This is a genomic window from Novipirellula methanifontis (assembly GCF_052161655.1).
GTDB lineage: Bacteria > Planctomycetota > Planctomycetia > Pirellulales > Pirellulaceae > Novipirellula.
On the sequence record NZ_CP197418.1, the window covers coordinates 6,851,375 to 6,872,846 of the forward strand.

The 21,472-nt window shown below is 54.0% G+C and carries 16 protein-coding genes; 8 read left to right on the top strand and 8 right to left on the bottom strand.

Features of this window, described 5'->3' with window-relative positions; genetic code table 11:
• The first annotated feature begins 208 nt into the window (after window positions 1-208).
• Window positions 209-403 (top strand): YjzC family protein, encoded by a 195-nt coding sequence (locus SH528x_RS24890; RefSeq protein ID WP_442506148.1) that lies wholly within the window; start codon window positions 209-211, stop codon window positions 401-403.
• Between the two features lie 42 nt (window positions 404-445).
• Here the strand turns inward: SH528x_RS24890 and SH528x_RS24895 are convergent, their stop codons facing one another.
• Window positions 446-652, bottom strand: coding sequence for a hypothetical protein (locus tag SH528x_RS24895; RefSeq protein WP_442506149.1), 207 nt, complete (start codon window positions 650-652; stop codon window positions 446-448).
• A gap of 698 nt (window positions 653-1,350) precedes the next feature.
• On the opposite strand from SH528x_RS24895, the gene SH528x_RS24900 reads away from it, so the two are divergent.
• Entirely contained in the window at window positions 1,351-2,418 is a 1,068-nt protein-coding gene (locus SH528x_RS24900; protein WP_442506150.1) for an NAD(P)-dependent alcohol dehydrogenase, read from the top strand.
• A 76-nt stretch (window positions 2,419-2,494) separates the two neighbouring features.
• Here the strand turns inward: SH528x_RS24900 and SH528x_RS24905 are convergent, their stop codons facing one another.
• Window positions 2,495-3,484 (bottom strand): hypothetical protein, encoded by a 990-nt coding sequence (locus tag SH528x_RS24905; protein WP_442506151.1) that lies wholly within the window; start codon window positions 3,482-3,484, stop codon window positions 2,495-2,497.
• 319 nt (window positions 3,485-3,803) lie between these two features.
• Here SH528x_RS24905 and SH528x_RS24910 point away from each other — a divergent pair, with 319 nt between their 5' ends.
• The 5 genes from SH528x_RS24910 (at window position 3,804) to SH528x_RS24930 (ending at window position 10,159) form a co-directional block, all read left to right on the top strand.
• A complete protein-coding gene (locus SH528x_RS24910) occupies window positions 3,804-4,163 on the top strand; it encodes an STAS/SEC14 domain-containing protein (protein ID WP_442506152.1) in 360 nt (119 codons plus the stop codon).
• 300 nt (window positions 4,164-4,463) lie between these two features.
• Window positions 4,464-6,842, top strand: coding sequence for a phosphoketolase family protein (locus tag SH528x_RS24915; protein ID WP_442506153.1), 2,379 nt, complete (start codon window positions 4,464-4,466; stop codon window positions 6,840-6,842).
• On the top strand, window positions 6,843-7,415 hold the full coding sequence (locus SH528x_RS24920) for a histidine phosphatase family protein (protein ID WP_442506154.1): 573 nt from the start codon (window positions 6,843-6,845) through the stop codon (window positions 7,413-7,415). It abuts the gene before it with no gap.
• 7 nt (window positions 7,416-7,422) lie between these two features.
• Window positions 7,423-9,792 carry a plasma-membrane proton-efflux P-type ATPase gene (locus tag SH528x_RS24925; protein ID WP_442506155.1) on the top strand — a complete coding sequence of 790 codons (2,370 nt, stop codon included), beginning with the start codon at window positions 7,423-7,425 and terminating at the stop codon, window positions 9,790-9,792.
• 115 nt (window positions 9,793-9,907) lie between these two features.
• Window positions 9,908-10,159, top strand: a complete 252-nt coding sequence (locus SH528x_RS24930; protein ID WP_442506156.1) for a hypothetical protein — start codon at window positions 9,908-9,910, stop codon at window positions 10,157-10,159.
• 289 nt (window positions 10,160-10,448) lie between these two features.
• Here SH528x_RS24930 and SH528x_RS24935 read toward each other — a convergent pair whose 3' ends face one another.
• Both SH528x_RS24935 and SH528x_RS24940 read right to left on the bottom strand, forming a co-directional pair.
• A complete protein-coding gene (locus tag SH528x_RS24935) occupies window positions 10,449-10,829 on the bottom strand; it encodes a response regulator (protein WP_442506157.1) in 381 nt (126 codons plus the stop codon).
• The gene (locus SH528x_RS24940) at window positions 10,826-13,900 is read right to left on the bottom strand and encodes a PAS domain S-box protein (protein ID WP_442506158.1); all 3,075 of its coding nucleotides are present in this window, start codon (window positions 13,898-13,900) and stop codon (window positions 10,826-10,828) included. Before SH528x_RS24940 ends, SH528x_RS24935 begins: the two co-directional genes overlap by 4 nt.
• Before the next feature lie 329 nt (window positions 13,901-14,229).
• On the opposite strand from SH528x_RS24940, the gene SH528x_RS24945 reads away from it, so the two are divergent.
• The gene (locus SH528x_RS24945; RefSeq protein WP_442506159.1) at window positions 14,230-15,579 is read left to right on the top strand and encodes a sigma-54-dependent transcriptional regulator; all 1,350 of its coding nucleotides are present in this window, start codon (window positions 14,230-14,232) and stop codon (window positions 15,577-15,579) included.
• A gap of 187 nt (window positions 15,580-15,766) precedes the next feature.
• Here SH528x_RS24945 and SH528x_RS24950 read toward each other — a convergent pair whose 3' ends face one another.
• The 4 genes from SH528x_RS24950 to SH528x_RS24965 are packed head-to-tail and all read right to left on the bottom strand — an operon-like array spanning window position 15,767 to window position 21,304.
• Window positions 15,767-17,056: an ABC transporter permease gene (locus tag SH528x_RS24950; protein ID WP_442506160.1), complete on the bottom strand. Its 1,290-nt coding sequence runs from the start codon at window positions 17,054-17,056 to the stop codon at window positions 15,767-15,769.
• A complete protein-coding gene (locus SH528x_RS24955; protein WP_442506161.1) occupies window positions 17,053-18,207 on the bottom strand; it encodes an ABC transporter permease in 1,155 nt (384 codons plus the stop codon). The genes SH528x_RS24950 and SH528x_RS24955 overlap by 4 nt, the downstream gene beginning before the upstream one ends.
• Window positions 18,204-20,216 (bottom strand): ATP-binding cassette domain-containing protein, encoded by a 2,013-nt coding sequence (locus SH528x_RS24960; RefSeq protein ID WP_442506162.1) that lies wholly within the window; start codon window positions 20,214-20,216, stop codon window positions 18,204-18,206. The genes SH528x_RS24955 and SH528x_RS24960 overlap by 4 nt, the downstream gene beginning before the upstream one ends.
• Complete coding sequence (locus SH528x_RS24965; RefSeq protein ID WP_442506163.1) at window positions 20,195-21,304, bottom strand: HlyD family secretion protein; 1,110 nt, start codon at window positions 21,302-21,304, stop codon at window positions 20,195-20,197. Before SH528x_RS24965 ends, SH528x_RS24960 begins: the two co-directional genes overlap by 22 nt.
• Window positions 21,305-21,472 lie beyond the last annotated feature (168 nt).

Sequence of the window (21,472 nt, forward strand, 5' to 3'; positions counted from 1 at the left end):
GGAGCGCCCCGGGCATGATGAATTCGTCTCGCATTCGTCATGCCAAGACTCACCCTGGCGATACGAAAATCAACTTCAGTTCATACATCGCTCAACTGCTTGACCGCCAACGTCTCTGCAGTCGCGGTTGGCATGATCATTGCGGTCTTTGCGAATCAGGGGGCTCCGTTGAGTCGCCAAATTTCGCAACGCACATTCGGGGATTACCATGTCGGACAAAACCACCCAACTAAAGCCAGGCGAAAAGGCACCGGCATCAGGGCAGTATCAAGAGATCGGCCCCCGAGGACGCAAGGGGCACGAAGTGACCGTGGTGAAGGGCGAACCAATGCCGCCAACTACCCTGTCAGGCTCGACCTATAAGATCGTCGATCGAACCAAAAATAAAAGCGGCGGGGGCTAGTATCGAGGGAGTCCGAGGACGACAAGTTCTCGGCTGCGTTTATCACGCAAGTTCGAGAACAATATCATCCTCTGATTCTACGACTCCGCAGAATTCGAAGTCCGCAAATTCGGCGTCGCCACGCTCCCAAGCTTGTTCGCATTGGTCGGCATCGATGAGGCTGACGGAGCGGCCATCTTCGTTTTGATTTTCTTCAAGAATCTCGAATGCTTCGTCCCGGAGGTCGGTGACGTGAACGAACTGGCACATGTCGGAGTTCCTATGCGTGAACATCAGTTTGTTTGCAATTACTAGACCAACGCAACCAACGCAACTTTAGTGCCATGACGTTCTTTCCAATGAACAGCATTGTAAAGAGCCTGCCAATGAGCCATTAAGGAACAGAGGCTTGTGCAAATACGCGCAGCTCATCCGGCGAACACTCGCCCTCACAACGGTTCAGGTCAGGCATTTCAGTTCACGATTCGTTACGTGTTTGCCTACTTACTCTTGAGGGCCAATCAAATGGAAAGTCTACAATTCGAATTTGCTGAGTTCGAGACCAACCCCTCATTGACGATTGCAGCATCAAAGAGTGACACAGCAGAAGTCTCCGCCAGACGATGCATGAAGATACGCGGGCTCCCCATTCAAGCAATTTAAAAAGCGATGCCGAACCTCCGATCCCTGGAGCAATTCGCTACCCGCTCGCTTTGATCGGACAAAGACGTGAATTAGCTATAGGTCGATTCACATTGTCGGCAAGACACTTACCGTTAGCGCGCGGCAATCCAAACCTGAATTCTTGCCCGATAGTGGGCAACCCCGTGCACATCCGCGCTCTGACACAAGTCGAAGACGGAAGTTGGGATGCAATCAGCTCCTGATTCTCCCGGCACAATGTTTGCGATGCCCCTACGAGAAAGATTCCTCACTTAACACATCCACACGGTGATATTGAAGCGACGATGACAAAAATGATGAAAGCGTTCGTGATGGAAGGGATTGGAAAAGTAGTATTCATGGACAAGCCCATTCCTGACCCCGGCCCCAATGACGCAGTCGTGAAAACAACTCGCGCTTTGGTGTGTACGTCCGATGTCCATACGCTAAAGGGTGCGATCGGCGATCGACGGAACCTGACGCTCGGGCACGAAGCGGTCGGTGTCGTTGCGAAACTCGGCAGCGAAGTGCGTGGATTCAAGGAAGGCGATCGCGTGGCAGTCAACGCGATCACGCCCTGTTTCCATTGTGAAAACTGCCAACGAGGCTATACGTCGCAATGCGAAACGATGCTGGGGGGATGGAAGTTCGCGAACACTAAGGACGGAAACTTCGCCGAGTATTTTCACGTCAATGACGCCAATGCGAACTTGACGCCTATTCCCGCTTCAATCTCCGACGACATTGCGGTTTACGCGTGTGACATGATGTCGACGGGGTTCATGGGAGCCGAGCACGCCAACATCCCACTGGGAGGCACGGTCGCCATCTTTGCTCAAGGCCCTGTCGGATTGATGGCAACGGTCGGCGCCCGTCTGTTGGGGGCTGGACTGGTGATCGGAGTCGATGGCGTTGCCAATCGTTTGGAATTGTCGCGTCAATTTGGTGCTGACGTGACGCTCGACTACACCCAAGCAGATCCGATCGAAGAGATTCGCAAACTGACCGCGGGCGTCGGAGTCGATTCGACAATCGAGTGTCTCGGCGGACAGACAACGTTCGAGGCTTGTGTGAAAGCCACTCGGCCGGGCGGAACGATCTCGGTTGCGGGCTACTTTGGGCACGGCGACAGTGTGGAGATTCCCCGTGTCCAGTGGGGCGTGGGGATGAGCGACAAGGTGATTCGGACGGGACTCTGTCCCGGCGGGAACGTGCGTATGTCACGGCTGCTTGGATTGATTGAGCGTGGCCGTGTCGACCCGTCGCCGTTGACGACTCACAAGTTCGCTTTTGACCAGGTCGACAAGGCTTTGCATCTGATGGAAACCAAGGAAGACGGAATCCTCAAGCCGCTCGTCGTCTTTGATAAGTAACGCGTCGCTGAACGCGGGTCACCGACGTTCCCGCGGGAAATGCCTTTCAAGTAATGACTGCGGTGTAAGTCAGTTTTCAGCCCACTTCGTTTTCGGCCGATTCGTTTTTGGGCTGGAACTTCATTTTAAATTGTTCGGAATCTTGCACGATGGTTTGGCAAATCGCGTCAATTGCAACGGACGTTCTGTGTTCACTTAACGGCTCGCCCAACAGATTCGCCAGACGGTTGATGGTTAGAAAGGCCGTACTGATCAAAACGAGGATCGGGATCGCCAATAGTTCCAGCGTGCTGTCCTCTCCACCGGGATCAATGTCGCCGATAAAAAAGGGCATTAGAATGACGTAGCTAATTACGATAATTCGAGTGAAGGCCCCGTAAATATGCAGGAAAGGCGTATTGTTTATTCGTTCTGCTTTTCCTTGAATGTCGAAGAACCGTCCGACGTGTTGCATGAGGTCATATTTTTCAATTGGATTGCTGCTTTGAAATGTCTGCTCCACGTTGACCGCGAGCGCCAATAGAATCTCGTTGGTAAGCTTGTTCTGGACATCGACCCGGTTGTCGCCGAAAAGCTTTTTGGTGTGCTCATCTAATTCAGGATGCTGAACTTCGTGCATTTCCGATTTGAGTTGCCGAACAAATGCGATCGCCAAGTCAACCAACTGATTACAAGCGACTGTCGCGTCTCGCCTGGAATCAATGGCATGCACATAGGTGCCGCATTTTACGACAAAGCTTCGAGTATTGTTCGTGAGTTCGCCAAATATTTTGCGAGCCTCCCACCATCGGTCATACGCCGAATTCATTCGAAAGCCTAGAAAAAAAGCAACGGCAAGACCAAAGACGGATCCGATTTGTCCCGGCACACTGTAAAGGGCGTCGCCGTATCGTTCTTCAAGATAGAGAACGCTGCAAGCATAGAGCGAAGTGATAACCAGATAGGTCGAAGCTATCTTGATAAGCTCGATAAACCCTTGAGTTTCTGACTTAATCATTCGTCTGTCCAATCGAAGTCTAGGCAACACTTGTGCTGAACCACGGTACTTGTGCTGAACCACGGCCACTGGATATCGCAAACGGTATTCCGCTAGTTCTTCGTTCTCGCGTATGTGAATCGTTTACCAGGGGAAGACAGATGCTGCAATGAATTGCACTGTCACCTGAGCACATACGGGCGCATTGGTGTGCGGCGACTGACAACTTTTGGCGAGATCAATCCGTGTCACGCCGCAACGGGCAACGTATTGCCCCAAATCGGCACTTAAGCGGCAGTTGATTCCTGATTCGGTTTTGGCATTGCAGTTGCTTCTGCGTTGCTTCTGAAATGATCGAGCGTTCAACCAAACACTGTTTGTTAAATCCACTTAAATCGAAGGTGATGTCATGTCCGTTGAACTCAGCGAAGTCCAAGAAGGAAACCTGTTGGAGATTCGCGCTAGTGGGAAGCTTGATCGAGCCGCCTATGACATTTTCACTCCGTCCGTCGAACGCCAAATCGAAGCCTACGGTAAAGTTCGAATTCTGTTCGAGATGCATGACTTCCACGGCTGGGATGCGGCGGCTCTTTGGGAGGACGTCAAGTTTGACGTCAAGCACTTCAACGACATCGAGCGTCTCGCGATCGTCGGTGACAAGAAGTGGGAACACGGTATGGCGCTGTTCTGCAAGCCGTTCACGACGGGGTCAGTTCGTTACTTCGATACATGCGACATCGACAAAGCTCGCAAATGGTTGGCGGAGTAATCGTCTCTGGCCACCCGCCAAATGTGCAGCGTGTTTGTGATCACATGCTCATCCAGGTCGAAGTGTTTGAAGCACTGGCAGGATTCGGCGAATCGTTTGTCAAACCGTCGAAACACCGTGTCGGCAACATTTCCGACAAACGTCTTCTGCCAAGTGATCGTGCCCAAACACGAAGATGGAAATATTCTGCCCGAAGGTAGTCTGATCCGGTGGCAGCGATGATCAGAAAATACAATCTCACGTTCCACAGCGGTTCGTCGAACATCAAAATCTAACGCCCCTAAATTTAGGAACGAGGCCATGTCAACGCTTCAAGAAGAACGAACACTCACACCCGAACTGTTGCACAAAGTCGACGCCTACTGGCGAGCCGCCAACTACCTGTCCGTTGGGCAGATTTACCTCTACGACAACCCACTGCTGAAACGGCCGCTGAAACTTTCTGACGTCAAACACATGCTTCTAGGGCACTGGGGAACGACACCCGGTCAGAATTTCATCTATGCGCATCTAAATCGAGTCATTAAACAAAACGACCTCGACATGATTTATGTGTCCGGTCCCGGGCACGGCGGGCCATCGGTTGTCGCGAACACCTATTTGGAAGGCACTTACAGCGAGATCTATCCCGAGATCAGCCAGGACGAAGAGGGGCTGCGAAAGCTATTCATTCAGTTCTCATTTCCAGGCGGCATCCCGAGTCACGCCTCGCCGGAGTGCCCTGGCTCGATTCATGAAGGAGGCGAGCTCGGCTATTCGCTCAGCCATTCCTTCGGTGCCGTCTTCGATAATCCCGACCTTGTTGTCGCCTGTGTCGTTGGCGATGGCGAAGCGGAAACAGGCCCGCTGGCGACGGCTTGGCACTCGAACAAGTTCCTCAATCCTGCCAATGACGGTGCGGTGCTGCCGATCCTGCATCTAAACGGCTACAAGATCGCCAACCCAACCGTGCTAGCACGCATCGAACACGAAGAACTCGACCAACTGCTACGCGGATACGGATGGACGCCACATTTTGTCGAAGGCGACGATCCCATGTTGATGCACGAAGTTATGGCGGAAACGCTTGACAAGTGTATCGAGCAGATCCGATCCATCCAGCATGACGCACGTAAAAATGGCAACATGATGCGTCCGCGTTGGCCGATGATCGTTCTGAAATCACCGAAAGGTTGGACCGGGCCAAAAGTGGTCGACGGTGTGCCGATCGAAGGCACGTTTCATTCGCACCAAGTTCCGCTGTCGGATCCTGCGACGCATCCAGAACACCTGCAGTTGCTCGAAGACTGGCTGCGAAGCTACCGCCCCGAAGAATTGTTTGACGACGCCGGTCGACTTAAACCGGAACTGGCCGAACTGGCTCCCGTAGGTACGCGGCGGATGGGAGCAAACCCGCACGCCAACGGAGGCATGTTGCTGCGTGACTTGAAGATGCCCAACTATCGCGATTACGCGGTCGCAATCCCCGAACCAGGTGTGCAGGGCATCGGTGACACGCATGTGCTTGGTCGATTCGTCCGCGATGTGGTGCAACTCAATGCCGAGCAGCAGAACTTCCGCGTCTTCGGTCCTGACGAAACTGCGTCTAACGGCCTGGAATCCGTCTTCGATGTTACCTCGCGGCAATGGGACGCCCGCACCGCGCCGAACGACGAGTTCCTCGCGCCCGCCGGACGCGTGATGGAAATGCTCAGCGAACACCAATGCGAAGGTTGGTTGGAAGGCTATTTGCTGACCGGCCGCCACGGACTATTCAACTGCTATGAAGCGTTCATTCACATCGTCGACTCGATGTTCAATCAACACGCCAAGTGGTTGAAGGTGACCAACGGTTTGCCGTGGCGTCACAAGATCGCTTCGCTGAATTACTTGCTGGCGTCCCACGTCTGGCGACAAGACCACAACGGCTTCACGCACCAAGATCCCGGCTTCATTGACCATGTCGTCAACAAAAAGGCCTCCGTGGTTCGCGTCTACCTGCCGCCGGATGCCAACTGCTTGTTGTCCGTCATGGATCACTGTCTGCGAAGCCGTCACTACGTCAATGTCGTAATCGCTGGCAAGCATCCCGCGCCGCAGTGGTTGACGATGGAAGCGGCCGAGAAACATTGCGCCGAAGGAATCGGTATTTGGGAATGGGCCAGCAATGACGATGGCGGCGATCCCGATGTCGTAATGGCCTGTTGTGGTGACGTGCCAACATTGGAAACGCTGGCCGCCGTTTCGATCATGCGAGAGCACTTGCCAGAGTTGAAGGTTCGCGTCGTCAATGTGGTCGACTTGATGAAACTGCAACCCCACAGCGAACATCCGCACGGACTCAGCGACGCCGCCTTTGACGCGTTGTTCACGAAGAACAAGCCGGTAATTTTCGCTTTCCACGCATACCCGTGGTTGATCCATCGGCTGACGTATCGCCGCACGAACCACGACAACTTTCACGTTCGCGGCTATAAGGAAGAGGGCACGATTACGACTCCGTTCGACATGACCGTGATGAACGACCTCGATCGATTCCACCTGGTCATGGACACAATCGACCGGTTGCCCCAAACGGGCGACAAGGGACAGTCGCTGAAGCGACTGCTGACTGAGAAACTTGTCGAGCATCGGCAATACATCTGCCGAAACGGTCAGGACATGCCAGAGGTCCGAAATTGGAAATGGAGTGTTTCATAAATGGCACTACGACTTTACCTGATGCGACACGGCGAGACGGAGTGGTCGATGTCAGGGCAACATACCGGCCGTGCCGACATCCCGTTGACCGCCCACGGCGAACAAGAAGCTCGGCGGCTTGGTCTGCGGCTTCGTCCCATCGCGTTTGACCACGTTCTGGTCAGTCCACTACAACGTGCGCGTCAGACTTGCGAACTCGCTGGATGTGGGGAACTCGTCGAGACCGAACCCGATCTGATCGAGTGGGACAATGGCGACTATGAGGGCCAAACACATGCGGACGTTTTCAAACAACGTCCCGATTGGAATCTGTTTCTCGACGGTTGCCCCAATGGCGAATCGCCAGCCGAGATTTCGTCGCGAGCCGATCGACTGATCGAACGACTCATCATGCTCGATGGTAACGTGGCGTTGTTTTCCCACAGCCACTTTGGTCGCGTGTTGGGAGTTCGCTGGATCGGCTTGCCCGTTCAAGCGGGCCAGCATTTTATTTTGCACACCGCATCGCTCAGCGTGCTGTGCTACCAACATGAACATGTTGACGAACCCGCAATTGAATTGTGGAACGGATAAGTATCCCATGAATCACAACCTCGAACATGCAACGATCGGGTTGACGCAGTCCGAAGCACAACAGCGCCTCGTGCAATACGGCCCCAACGCATTGCCCGAGGAAAAAAACAACATTCTGACAAAACTGCTTTCCTATTTTTGGGGACCGATCCCGTGGATGATCGAAATCGCCGCAGTGCTCTCGTTGGTCGTCCAGCACTGGGCGGACTTCGCCATCATATTCGTGTTGCTGATTGTCAACGCGGCCGTCGGATTCTGGGAAGAATTCCAAGCCGGCAATGCCATCGCCGCCCTAAAGTCACAGCTTGCGCTGGAAGCTCGCGTCAAACGAGATGGCCGATGGACTAGCGTTCCCGCTCGAGAGTTGGTGCCCGGCGATCAGATCCGCTTGCGACTGGGCGACATCGTGCCAGCCGATGCAAGCCTGCTTGAAGGTGATTCGGTTGACGTCGACCAATCGGCACTGACGGGTGAATCGTTGCCCGTCACTCGCAAAATGGGCGATACCGTCTACTCGGGTTCAATTATCAAACAAGGTGAGATTGACGGGCTCGTTACCGTCACAGGCAGCAATACATACTTTGGAAAAACCGCCAAGCTTGTCGAAACCGCGCAAACGACAAGCCACTTTCAAAAAGCGGTTCTGAGAATCGGCAACTTCTTGATCGCCGTCGCCGTAGTCATGGTTTCCGTGATCATCTTGGTGGCGCTGTTTCGTGGTGATCCGATCGCCGAGACGTTGCAATTCGCATTGGTGCTGACCGTTGCGGCAATTCCCGTCGCCATGCCTACGGTGCTGTCCGTAACGATGGCAGTCGGTGCAAAAACGCTGGCTCGCGGGCAAGCGATCGTCAGTCGACTGGCGTCGATCGAAGAGCTCGCTGGCATGGATGTGCTGTGCAGCGACAAGACGGGCACTTTGACGCAAAACAAACTCACTCTGGGCGAACCGTTTTTGATGGACGGCATCACCAAAGATGAAATTTTGCTGGCGGCCTGCCTGGCTTGCCGAGCCGAGAACAAAGACCCGATCGACGCCGCCGTCATCGCGGGTTGCAGCGACATCCATGCCGACTCGTATCAAGTGGTTCACTTCCAACCCTTTGATCCTGTCCACAAACGAACCGAAGCGACGGTGCAATCCAACGACGGCGGTTCTTTCAAGACCAGCAAAGGAGCACCCCAAGTCATCCTTAACCTGGCTGCCAACGCGGACGCGATTCGCGATCAGGTTCAAGTCGCGATCGAAGACTTCGCGGCCCGCGGTTTCCGCGCCCTTAGCGTGGCACAGTACGACGATGTCAACGGTTGGCGGTTCTTGGGAGTGCTGCCAATGTCCGATCCGCCTCGTGAAGATTCCAAATCAACCATTGCGTCGGCTCGCAAAATGGGATGCGACGTCAAGATGGTCACCGGCGATCAATTGGCGATCGGACGCGAGATCGCGACGCAACTGGACATGGGTGCGAATTTAATCGACGCCAAAATTTTCCAAGATACTCGCTATTCCGAATCCGCGAGGGTCGACGACATGATCGAGCAGGCCGATGGGTTCGCTCAGGTTTTTCCCGAACACAAGTTCCACATCGTCGACGTGCTGCAAAAGCATGGACACATCGTGGGGATGACGGGCGACGGCGTGAACGACGCTCCGGCACTCAAAAAAGCGGATTGCGGGATCGCCGTATCCGGCGCAACCGACGCCGCACGAGCAGCCGCCGACATCGTGCTGCTGGCACCTGGTTTGTCGGTTGTCATCGACGCGATCGTGGAAGCTCGCAAGATATTCCAGCGGATGAACAGCTACGCGATCTATCGCATCGCCGAAACGATTCGTGTGCTGTTGTTTATGACGTTGTCGATCCTGGTGTTTAACTTTTATCCTGTCACCGCTGTCATGATTGTGTTGTTGGCGTTATTGAACGACGGAGCCATCCTGTCGATCGCTTACGACCGAGTGCGAAGTTCCGACCAACCCGAACACTGGGACATGCGAACCGTGTTGGGCGTCTCCAGCGTGCTGGGACTGGCCGGCGTGGCTGCTTCGTTCGGTTTGTTCTATCTCGCCGAACGTGTCTACCAAGTCGATCGCGAAACGATCCAGTCATTGATGTATTTGAAACTCTCGGTGGCAGGTCACTTGACCATTTTCGCAACGCGAACCCGCGGCCCTTTTTGGACGATTCGGCCTGCAAAGATTCTGTTCTTTGCTGTTTTCGGAACGCAGGTACTCGCGACTCTGATCGCTGTGTTTGGCGTCTTGATGGCACCGATCGGATGGAAAGTCGCGGGACTGATTTGGTGCTACGCCCTGGCGTGCTTTCTGGTCAACGATCGATTGAAGCTAATCGCGTATCGAATGTTCGAGCGTGAGTAGGTCGCCAAATGACAAACGTTATAAGAGACGCGTTTATTTGTCTAATCGAGAGTCAAGTATCGAGTGTGCGGTTCCATGCAAGCAATGATCCAAACGCCCCAGCAAGGTTACCATCATGAACGACGACACGACTGACGACGCGATCTTTATTGAAGGCTATACCCAGTCGATGGCGTTGCTTCACAAGTGCAGCAGCACGGATGGGTTTCTCGCCAGTCTCTCGGAGCGTGACAACTACCGCCGTGTGTGGGCTCGCGACGGAGTCATATTGGGACTCGCCGCCCTGATGTCGGGAGATCTGGAACTGGTTCACCGCGTCAATAATCACCAATACTCAGCTCGAAGCGTTTCAATACACTTTGGTTAAGCAGGTAGGCAGGCGTCTCGCTGTATATTAGCCGTTTTGTCGCTGGCGACCTGTTGATTTAGTGAGCCGCTCGAGCGTGAGCGTTTTTTTTCACGCATTACCCGGTGCCTTACGGCCCACGGCTGTGATTTAATCTGATTGCCGATTCGTAAAGTCGCCTTTCGCTCGGCGAAAGTTGCTTTAAGAGGTGTTACTTTCGTGGGGGACGTCGATCTTACAAGTGACGCTTTTAATTGTTGCGGAAGTCGTCAAGACTTTCGCTTCCGGGATGACCGAAACTCTCGACGAGTTACGCAGCGGAGCAGGCTCGGGTGATCGCGGCTTGCAAGTCGGGGATACTGACAGGCTTACGCAAATAATCAACGATGTATTTACATTTGATGTTTGCTGTACCGTCGTCACTACCAGGCCGCTCGTGCGAAGACAGAATGATAATCGGAATAGTTAGCGATTTGCTGATTTCTGCCGCCGCTTCGATTCCCGTCATCTCGGGCATCATGACGTCAGTGATAACGAGATCCGGCTTCGTGGTGCGGCATAACTCCACCAACTCCATGCCATTCTCGGCTTCACCCACGACTTCGTATCCGAGTTTCGGCAAGAGACGGTGAAAGTATTGACGGATATCAGGTTCGTCGTCAGCAACTGCGATTCGTAGTGGTTGTATCATTCGGATGTCCGTGGCAACGTAATCAGAAACTCGGCTCCGCCGTTGCTGCCGTCTTCGACGGCAATCGTTCCCCGGTGTGCGTGTACTATGCGTTCCGCAATTGCCATTCCCAAACCCGTACCTTTCGCTTTTGTTGTATAGAAAGCCTCGAAAATCCTCTTCTTCAATTCATCCGATAATCCCGGACCATTGTCACGAACCGAAACGCACACTGCAGGCGCACCGTTGATGTCCGCAACCGCACAAGACACTGTGATCCAAACGGGGTCGCTACATGCGGCAAGTGCATTTTCGAAAAGGTTCCGAAACACCTGCTCAACGCGAAAGGCATCCACGTTGCAGGTCAAATCGAGTTCGCCCGTTTCTTCGACAAGCTGTGCATCACGCTGCCTTCGTGAAACTTCCAGATTCGACCACGCTTGCCGCCATATGTTCGAGAGGCTAGCCGTTGACGAATCAAGGTGAATCGGGGCTGCATAGCTGCGCAGTTCCTCGAATAGTCGCAACAGGTCTTCCTTTGCACGCGTGATCCGGTCGAGGTCCTTGCGAGACTCCGATGCTTCGTCAAACTCGAATCCCAGCATGTCGACGCCGTTCTGGATACGTTGCAATGCGTTGCGACTTTCATGCGCGATGGCTGAAATCATCTGCCCCATCGCGGCGAGTCTTTCAGATTGGACCAACCGCTCTCTCGCATCGTGCAGATCGGTAACATCGGACACGAACCCCTCGATCGCCAATAGTTCTCCATCCTCGGAAAACACTCCCTGCCCCTTCGCGGAGACCCACCGTAGATCCCCCTTGCGATGCCGAATCCGGTGGACAAAATCGAAAGGCAATTGTTCCGCAAGACTCAGGCCGACCGTATTGAAGGTGTGCTCAACATCTTCGGGAAGTATGAGCATTCTGGCCGAAGTGAGTTCGGATGCGAGGTATCCAAACAATTCTAAACATCCATCACTCAAAAACTCGAAGGTAAAATCGTCGTCGACGGTACAACGAAATGCCGCCCCGGGAAGATTGCTCATCAGTGTTGCAAGCTTCCGTTGACTTTCCTGGATCGTTGCTTCGGCGCGTTTGCGGTCCGTGATATCGCGAACGAGTCCGAGATAGCCCAGCGGTTTCCCGGATTCATCGCGTATGATCGTTCCAATCAATTCCCCCGTGAACACATCGCCGTTTTTCCGCCGCCAATCGAGCTCGACCAATTCGACGTTTTCTGTTGCTGTCGGGTTAAACCTCTGAAAACCTTGACTCTGGTGGTCCTTGGGGTTCGCATAAAAAATGGCCGTAGGCTGTCCAATCAGTTCTCCCGGTTCATAGCCAAACATCCGGTACATTTTTTGATTGCAGTGCGTAAGATTGCGGTCCAGGTCGACGAAAAAAAGAGCGTCAGGCACTCCGTTGACGATCGTGTCGAGAAAGGCCCGCTCACGCGAAATCTCTTTTTGGGCCTGCACTCGCCGGGTGATGTCGTTTTGCACATCAATATAGTGCGTTACATTTCCGTCCGAATCTCGCAGAGGCGAGATCGTGGATGAAACATGGATCCGTCGCCCTTGCTTCGTCAACCGAATCGTCTCGAAATGGTCAATCTTCTCACCGCGTTGAATCTTCTCTGTATTCGCGTTTAGTTCGTAGACGCGATCATGCGGAACAAGCATCTCGATGGGCTGTCCCATCGCCTCGGAGGCAGTGTATCCGTAAACTCGCTCCGCACCTTGGTTCCATTTCTCAATCAGCCCATCTCGATTCTTCAAGATGATTGCGTCGTCCGTCGAGTCGACGATGGCCGCCGCGTCGCGTAGCGACTTGTCTGCGCGTGCACGTTCGATCGCAAACGCCGCCAACTTTGCCGCGCTGGACACAAACTCAAGGTCTCTCTCATCGGGCGTTCTCGGATCGTTGTAGTACATTGCAAACGTGCCGAGGACTCTCCCGCTCGAAGCGATGATCGGTTCAGACCAACAGGCTCGAAGACCAGATTGATGGGCGATATCGCGGTCGTTGGTCCAGAATGGGTGCGTGTCAATGTCTTCGACAATGACTCGCTTTCCTGTAAAGGCGGCGGTACCACAAGAGCCCACCATTGGCCCCGGTTTCAAACCATCGCAGGCATCACGATAGAAATCCGGCAGGCGAAGAGAGGCTCCATGTCGCAAACAACCCGTCTGCTCCTCCACCAGCAAAATAGAGCCGATCATTTCTGGTCGCGACACTTCCGCGACTTCGATCAGAGTGTGCAGAACGACGCTCAGCGAATTTCCCTTGGCTAATGATTCGAGCACGCGTGCCTGGCCACGCAATTGGCTCTCCAACCGACAGCGTTCACTGATGTCGCGAACGACTCCCGTGAACAGTCGATGACCAGCAATGCGCACCTCGCTAACCGCAATCGCCATGGGAAACGTTGTTCCGTCATTGCGTCGGCCTTCGACTTCACGTCCGATACCAATAATCTTCTTTTCGCCGGTTCGCAGGTACTTTGCAATGTATCCGTCATGGTGTGACGCGTCAGGATCTGGCATCAACATCTTCACATTCTGTCCGACGATCTCCGAGATCTCGTAACCAAAGAGAAGTTTGGTCGCCGGGTTGCAGGATCGGACGACGCCTCGATCGTCGATAGTGATGATCCCGTCAACAGCAGAATCAACGATTGCTCGCGTCATCGCTTCGGACATATCTTCCGACGCATGTTGCTTGTCGCAGTCCGTGCTAATTCCAAACCAATGATCGACTTGCCCGTCATCATCGACCGCCGGCGTGACCTGCACCTGGTGCCAACGATAGCTGCCGTCGGCCATCTGGAATCGCAACTCAGTTTCGAAACTTGCTGCTGATTGAACCGCGTTTTGCCATGCTGCGACCACTCGCTCACGATCGTCTGGGTGGATTGCTTCGGTCCATCCGGCCCCCTGTGCTTGCTCCAGCGTCTGCCCCGTGCGTTCACACCACTTCTCGTTGAAGAAATCAGCGTAGCCATCTGGACGGCAAGCCCACACCATCGACGACAGCGCATCGGCAAAATGTCGAAAGTCACGGCTCGTAGAAGGCGAACGAAAATTCATGGGCTGCTGTTCGTCCGATTTGGGAGAGTTGGAAGTGCCGATTGCCGTTTTCCCAGTTGAAGTTTGATCCGATACCTGACGCACCGTGAAACTATTAATCATTCGCCACTAGCGTATCCGAAGCTTTCATCGGCACCCAGTTTGCGTTGTGTCTTTATCGCAACCAACGTACTGATCGACTTGCCATGGCGAATTGTAATCAAAACTGGCAATTCAATAGAACAGCAGGCATATTGCCCGAGGTCGATCGACAATCTTCTGCCCATATTTGCACAATGAAGTGCGCGTATCTGGGCGCTATTGAATCCCAAAGAACAACTTCTGGAACTATGGCTGAAACAATCGACATCCTTTTCGTAGACGATGAAGTCGAATTCAGCGAAGGCTGCATCCGCTGGTTCGAGAAGAAGGGGCACCGGGTAGCCCAGACCACCAGCGGCCAAGACGGCATCGACCGATGTTCCAAACACGACTTCGACGTCGTGATCCTGGATTGGAATTTGCCGGGATTGTCCGGCATCGAATTGGTCCAACGAATGCGTGAATCCAACCCCGACACCGAAGTGATCGTATTGACAGGGGACGGCACGATCAACAACGCCGTTGAGTCAATGCGTTTGGGCGTTTTCGATTTTCAAACGAAGCCGTTTCCGATGGGCGATTTGGAACGGCGGTGCCTAGCCGCCGTAGATCGACGCCGCCTCAGAAAAGAGAACACCCAACTTCGCGAAGTGATTAGCCGGACCAAGAAACCAGCGGCACAGATGATCGGCACGTCGGAGCCGATGAACCGACTCAGTCGCCTTATTGATCGAGTCGCGCCAACGGACAAATCTGTCCTGATCCAAGGTGAAAGTGGAACAGGGAAAGAGCTCGTCGCCCAGGCAATCCACGCTAACAGCCCGCGAGCTGATCGGCCTCTCGTTACAATCAACTGCGGCGCCTTGCCGGAGAACCTCGTTGAGAGCGAATTGTTTGGTCACGAAAAGGGATCGTTTACGGGCGCAACCGAGATGAAACCGGGACTGTTTGAAGTGGCCGATCACAGCACGTTATTCATTGACGAAATTGGTGAATTGCCGCTGGCACTCCAACCCAAGTTGCTGCGAGTTTTGGAAGACGGTTCATTGCGACGAATTGGATCGCACAAAGAACGCCGGGTCGACGTTCGCATCGTCGCCGCAACGAACCGCGACATGAAAACCGAAGTCGACGAAGGCCGTTTCCGTGAAGATTTGTATTACCGCATCAACGTGATGACCTTGGACTTGCCACCGCTACGAGAGCGTGACGGCGACATCGAGCTACTTGTCAATCACTTCTTAGGCAAAGACCATGAGTTGGACGAAGATGCTCGGCAAGCGTTGATCGCCTATTCGTGGCCCGGCAACATCCGCCAGCTCATCAACACCTTGGAACGGGCCAAGATTCTTGCTAATGACGGAGTCATCACGATCAGTGACCTATCCGAAGAGTTTCTTCATGAGAACGCGGAAGATCACGTCGGCCAGTCGTCTGCTACGCAATTGCCGAAGGTCGGTTCGTTGATCGCCTTGGAACGCGAGCACATTGCTGAAGTTCTGCGGCGTGAGAACGGCAACAAATCCAAAGCCGCGCGAGCCCTTGGCGTCGAACGTCGCAAACTCTATCGCATGATAAAAAAGCATGGCATTTTGTGAGTGTATTGCACTCAAAGATGGTATCGCATTTCACGCTAGAACAATTCCCAAAGGCCAACGAGGAAAGCAATTAAGAAAGCTGCTAGCTGAAAAACTGGACAGGAAGTCCTCTTACCACCATAGTCGTTCAAAGACGCGAACAACCTGGACAACGTATTCTAATAATGTGATTGCTTTGGTTGTGGTGCTAGCCGAGTTGACGCCGAAAATAGCCCATGCTTAGTCCGTAGATTGCCGCTCCGAACAGGGCAATCGCAAGTATCGAATCCCACAACAACCCAATGCCGGCCCCCTTGAGCATGATGCCGAGGCTGGCGTCGATGTAATGATGCAAAGGCGCGATCGCGCTGACGGCTCGAAGAACCGATGGCATGTTTTCCGGCGGCGTCCAGGCACCGGACAGGAACACCATCGGTATGAAAATCAAGGCAGTCAACATGCCGACCTGGGCGAGATTTCTGGCAATCGTAGCCAGCAACATTCCAATCCCCGCGGTCGTGAAGACGTAGATCGCGGTCACGGCCATGAACAATGTTAAACTGCCACGAAACGGAACGCCAAAGAACGGTTGCAGGACCAAATGAATGGTGATGAGTGTTCCCACCAGGATCACGCTCGTCATTGCCAGCACTTTGGGGAACATCATCTGAAACGTTGAAAGCGGCGAAACCAGCAATTGTTCGACCGTGCCGCGTTCTTTCTCACGGGCCATCGCCGATGCGGGAAGCAAGATCGCAAACATCGTGATCACGTTCAGCATCTCGACAACCGACATGAACCATGCATCGTTCTGGTTTGCGTTGTACCAAACGCGATGTTCTTCGTGGATGATTGGGGCGGCTTGTTCGTTTAGGCTGATGCCTTCTCGCTTCATCGCCGCTTCCAGTCCGTACTGCCCGACAATCTGCTCGCCATAACTGGTCGCCAAGAATCCGAGGACGGGATTGGATGTGTCGATCTGCAACTGAACGCTGGTGGTTTCGCCCGCCAGCAGTGATTCCTGAAACTGCGGCGGAATGTCCAGCACCATCATTGCGTCCCCGCGATCAAGCAACTCAATGCTTTCGTCATGATTGAGAACTTCGCCTTCAATGCTGAACTGCGGTGGTCGAAATCGATGGATCAATTCTCGCGATGCAAAACTATGGTCCGAATCGTGGACCCACAACGCTGCGTTTTGAAGTTGCATGCTGACGCCAGACCCAGCCAAGAATACTTCTAGCGTGAAGGCGTAAACCATGAATACGATCAGAATGCGATCACGGTACAGTTGCAGATACTCCTTGATCGTCATCACCCGCATACGATTCCACCACACGACGAACGCGCGAGTGCTAGTCGAGTCGTGGACGTCTGGTGTAGGGGACTCGTTGCCTCGTCCACTACGGGAGTGTGATGGGTGGGACTCGTCGCCTCGTCCACTACGGGCATTTTGTTTTTGAGGTTCGTGATGACCGTCTGGCAATGGTTCGCTCATGTGGTTGGCCTCTTGTGGAACATCCGGTATCCGATCGCCATCAGTCCGATTGCGTAGAGCGACAAAACAAGCACGTCAAACCACAACTCACGCAGCCCGACTCCCTTCATAAATGCGCCCACAATGATGTTGGTGTAGTACATCGCTGGTAGGACGTGGGCAGTCACCTGTGCCGTATCACTGAGCGACGAGATCGGCACGATGACGCCAGAGTAAAGCATCGAAGGGATCACCGTGAGGATAAACGTCACCACCATCGCGGCCACTTGGGTACGCACGAGGACCGATACGACGAGGCCCAAGCCTGTCGTGCAGATAATGTACAACAGCGTCACCGGGATAAAAAACAATAGACTGCCCTTGAAAGGGGCACCAAACAGTTGCGTCGCAATCAGCCATAGAATCACTGCGTTGGCAGACGAGATGCCGACATAGGGAATTAGCTTTCCGACGAGAAACTCAAGTCGTGTGACCGTCGAGGAATAGATGTTGTAGATCGACCCGCGTTCTTTCTCGCGAACGATTCCTAGTGCGGTATAGAACGGAGGCGTCATCATCAGAATGACCATGATCAGCCGCGGCGCGAGTGCCCACGCACTTTTCATACTTTGGTTGTACAGATACCTCGATTCCAACTTGATCGGGCGAATGGATGTAGCGGCTTGAGCCAGCGGGATGCCTCGCTTCTTTGAGATGAAAGCGGCCAACATTTCGCTTGAAAAGGCAGTGTTCATCGCCAGCACGTAGCCCTTGGTCGTCTGAGCACGGAACGGAAAGGTTCCGTCGATCAATGTTTGCACCACCACCGGACGACCGCCAAGGAGTTCCTTTTGGAAATTCTCGGGGATGATGATGGCGGCACGGACCTTGTTGTCTGCTAAGAGTGGCGGCAAGTCATGACGGTCGAGCGCGTAACCCTTGAAATCAAAATAGCGGGAATCAATAAAGCGGTGCGCATACTCGCGGCTCAGGTTGCTCCCATCTCGATCGACAATGGCTAGCGGGATGTCTTCCACATCCAGTGACAACCCATAGCCGACGACCAGCATCAACGATACGGGGACGAGAAAAGTGAGTGCAAGGAACATCCGATCTCGTACGATTTCTCGCCATTCTTTTGAGGCAACCGCGGCAACACGTCGGGTGTTCATTTCTTTGCCTCGGCGGCTTTTTCGAGGGCCAACACTCGATTGACGAACACGTCTTCCATCGTCAACGGTTGTTCCGCAACGGACAGCACGTGAATGTCTTTCTCGGTGAGTGCTTTCCGAACACTTTGCTCCGCTGCCTTCGGATCAGGAGCGAGCAGGTGAATGCGTTTCCCGAATAGTGAAACTCCTGCGAACCCGCCGGATTTCATAACATCGAGCGCTGCGAGTGGATTGTCGGTCGTGACTTCCAATAGTTGTCCCGATTCTTGGCGAAGGTTCGCTTTGAGTTCACTGGGCGATGCGTCGGCGAAGACGCGACCGGCATACATCATCGCAATATGATCGCAGTGCTCCGCTTCGCTCATGTAGTGTGTGGTGACCAGAATTGCGACACCCTGATTACGAGACAAATCGAAAATGATGTCCCACAAACGCCGCCTTCCTATCGGATCGACTCCCGATGTCGGCTCATCAAGAAACAGCACCTGTGGACGGTGAACCAAAGCACAACCGATAGCCAGACGCTGACGTACACCCATTGGCAAACTTCCCGAGAGGGCTTTCTCTCGTCCCGCAAGTCCAGCCATGTCAATGATCCAGTCGGTCCGCTCGCGTGCCATCCGCCGGGAGAGCCCATAGATGCCGGCATACAGACGAATATTCTCAACAACGCTCAGGTCTTGATACAACGAGAACGCTTGCGACATATAGCCGATGCGCTCCTTGATCGCTTGACCGGCGCGACGCATGTCGGCACCCGCAACGCGGCCCGCGCCGGCGGTCGGCGGCAGCAATCCTGTCAGCATCTTGATGACGGTTGTCTTGCCCGCACCATTGGCTCCGAGAAGTCCAAAGATTTCTCCCGGCTTCACCTGAAAGCTGACTCCATCCACCGCTTTGAAAGCACCGAATGCACGCACGAGATTGTTGGCTTCGATGGCCAGCCCGCCACCGTTTCGGATGCTCGATTCCGAGCTTTGGCTTGTGATTTTGAATTCATTGCTGTCGGTCAATCCACGTCGTCGCAGCAACGCGATGAAAACGTCTTCCAGGTCAGGTTCGGCAACGTGCAGCTCCTGCGGCGTGAATTCATTGATCCGCGATGTCACCGCGTCGCTCGCTTGTACGTCGTCGGCGTCATCAACGAAGACACGCAGCCACGGCCCAACAGCTTCGGACTGAGGAAACGACTGTTTTAGTAACGCTAACGCATCGGCTTGTGGTTCAGCTTTCGCCTGAACGATGCGTCCTGGTACGAGCGCCGCGATTTCGTCTGGTTCACCGCGAGCGAGCACCTTGCCGTCAAACAACAGCGCTGCGTGATGAAATCGGGTCGCTTCGTCCATGTACGCCGTCGAAACCAACGCAGTTATTTGCTCTTCTCGCAGGAGCTGAGCGAGAATGCTCCAAAAGTCTCGCCGCGAAACTGGATCGACGCCCGTCGTTGGCTCATCGAGAATGACAAGTTGCGGATGATGGATCAGGCAACAAACGAGACCCAATTTCTGCTTCATGCCGCCTGACAAATTTTTCATCGCTCGGTCACGAAATTTGTCCAATCGCGTCATGCCCAACAAGCGTTTTTTTCGCTGCTGAAGTACGTCCTTCGGGATGAGTCGTATTTGGCCGAAGAAGTCAACGTTTTCGTCGATCGACAAATCTGCGTACAGATTCAAGCCGAGTCCTTGAGGCATCAGACCGATGCGATCCTTGATCGTCTCGGCCGAACGCTCGGAGTCGACGCGTGTGCCAAACACATCCAGCGTGCCACTGTCGTACGTCAGCACACCGGCGACCGCTTTCATCAGACTGCTCTTACCAGCACCATCGGGCCCAATTAGACCGTAAATTTCGCCTCGCTGGATTTCCAGGTCGATGCCATCGACGGCAACGGTGCGGCCATAGGTCTTCCGAAACGCAGACACGCGTACGATTGGTTCTGAATCCGATGTCAACGCGAGGCCGGGGGCATCACCGTGGATAACGTCTACCATTGCGGTTTCGCCCACGGTGTGTCCTCCATCCAGCGAATCACAGCATCGGCTGGCAAACCAGGCGTCAGTTGATGATCGGGGTTCTCGTCTAAGTACAACTTGACTGCGTAGACGAGCTTGACACGCTCGTCGGACGTTTGCACCTCCTTCGGCGTGAACTCGGCACGCGACGACACATACAGCACTTTGGCAGGAAACGGTTTCTCTGGAAACGCATCCGTGTGGACACGCGCTGGCAACTGAAGACGTACATGGCCAATTTCAATTTCGGGTACGTAGACTTTTAGATACAAACGGTCCAGATTAACGAGATCGAAAAGCGGCGAGCCAGCGGCGACGATTTCACCGGCGTCGACGACTCGTGTTGTGATCACGCCGGCTGCAGGTGCGGTGATGGTCAAGTCATCGAGGACACTTTGAGCTTCGTCACGAACTGCCTCGGCGCCGGCTACTTGGGCGGCCAACGCCGCTATCTCCTGTGACTTGACGTGAACGCGTCGCTCGCCCAAGTTCGCTTCGGCGAGTTGTTTTTCCGCTCGGGTCAGTGCTGTCAAAGCCACTCGAACATCATTCTTCGCGACCGTCCAACCAAGTTCCGCCTCTTCGCCCTTGCGTTTGTCGATCGTTCCGTGCGACGCAAGTTCTGTAAATCGCGACGCATCGCGGGCAGATTGTTGCTCAGCAGCTTTCGCCTTCGCAACAACGGCCTTCGCATGCTCCAATGAGGCTTCGGCAGTTTCGACCATCAGTGGAACTTCACGTTCCAACAACTCGAGGCCTGATTGAGCAGCATGGTACTGGGCCCGGGCCGCTTCGACTGCCTGCTCGGCCTGTCGCAGTTTTGCTTTTACCTGCTCGCTATCCAGGTGGGCCAAAACTTGTCCCGCCTTGACGCTGTCGCCTTCGCGAACGAGTAGTTCGTTGATTTTTCCGGCAAACTTACTGGCGACCGTGACGTGGTCGCCTTCGATGCGACCGTTCGCTTGGACCAACCCATCGGGCAGCGGTTCTACTCGCCCCCAACGATCCCATGCGTAGTACCCGCCGACTGCGAATCCGCAAATCAGTAGCAACACGAACGTACGTTTGAAGAACTTCGCCATCGCGACGCATCCTGATTGCGGAAAGCATCGCCGTCCCTCGATACGAAGCTGCACATGCACTTCGCCAAGTCTAATTTTGGGTACGACGAACAAAGATTGTCGTAATGCAGAAGGTGTGCCAATGTCATCATTGGTACAGAAAGGCACAATCGCACGCGTTATCGCCGC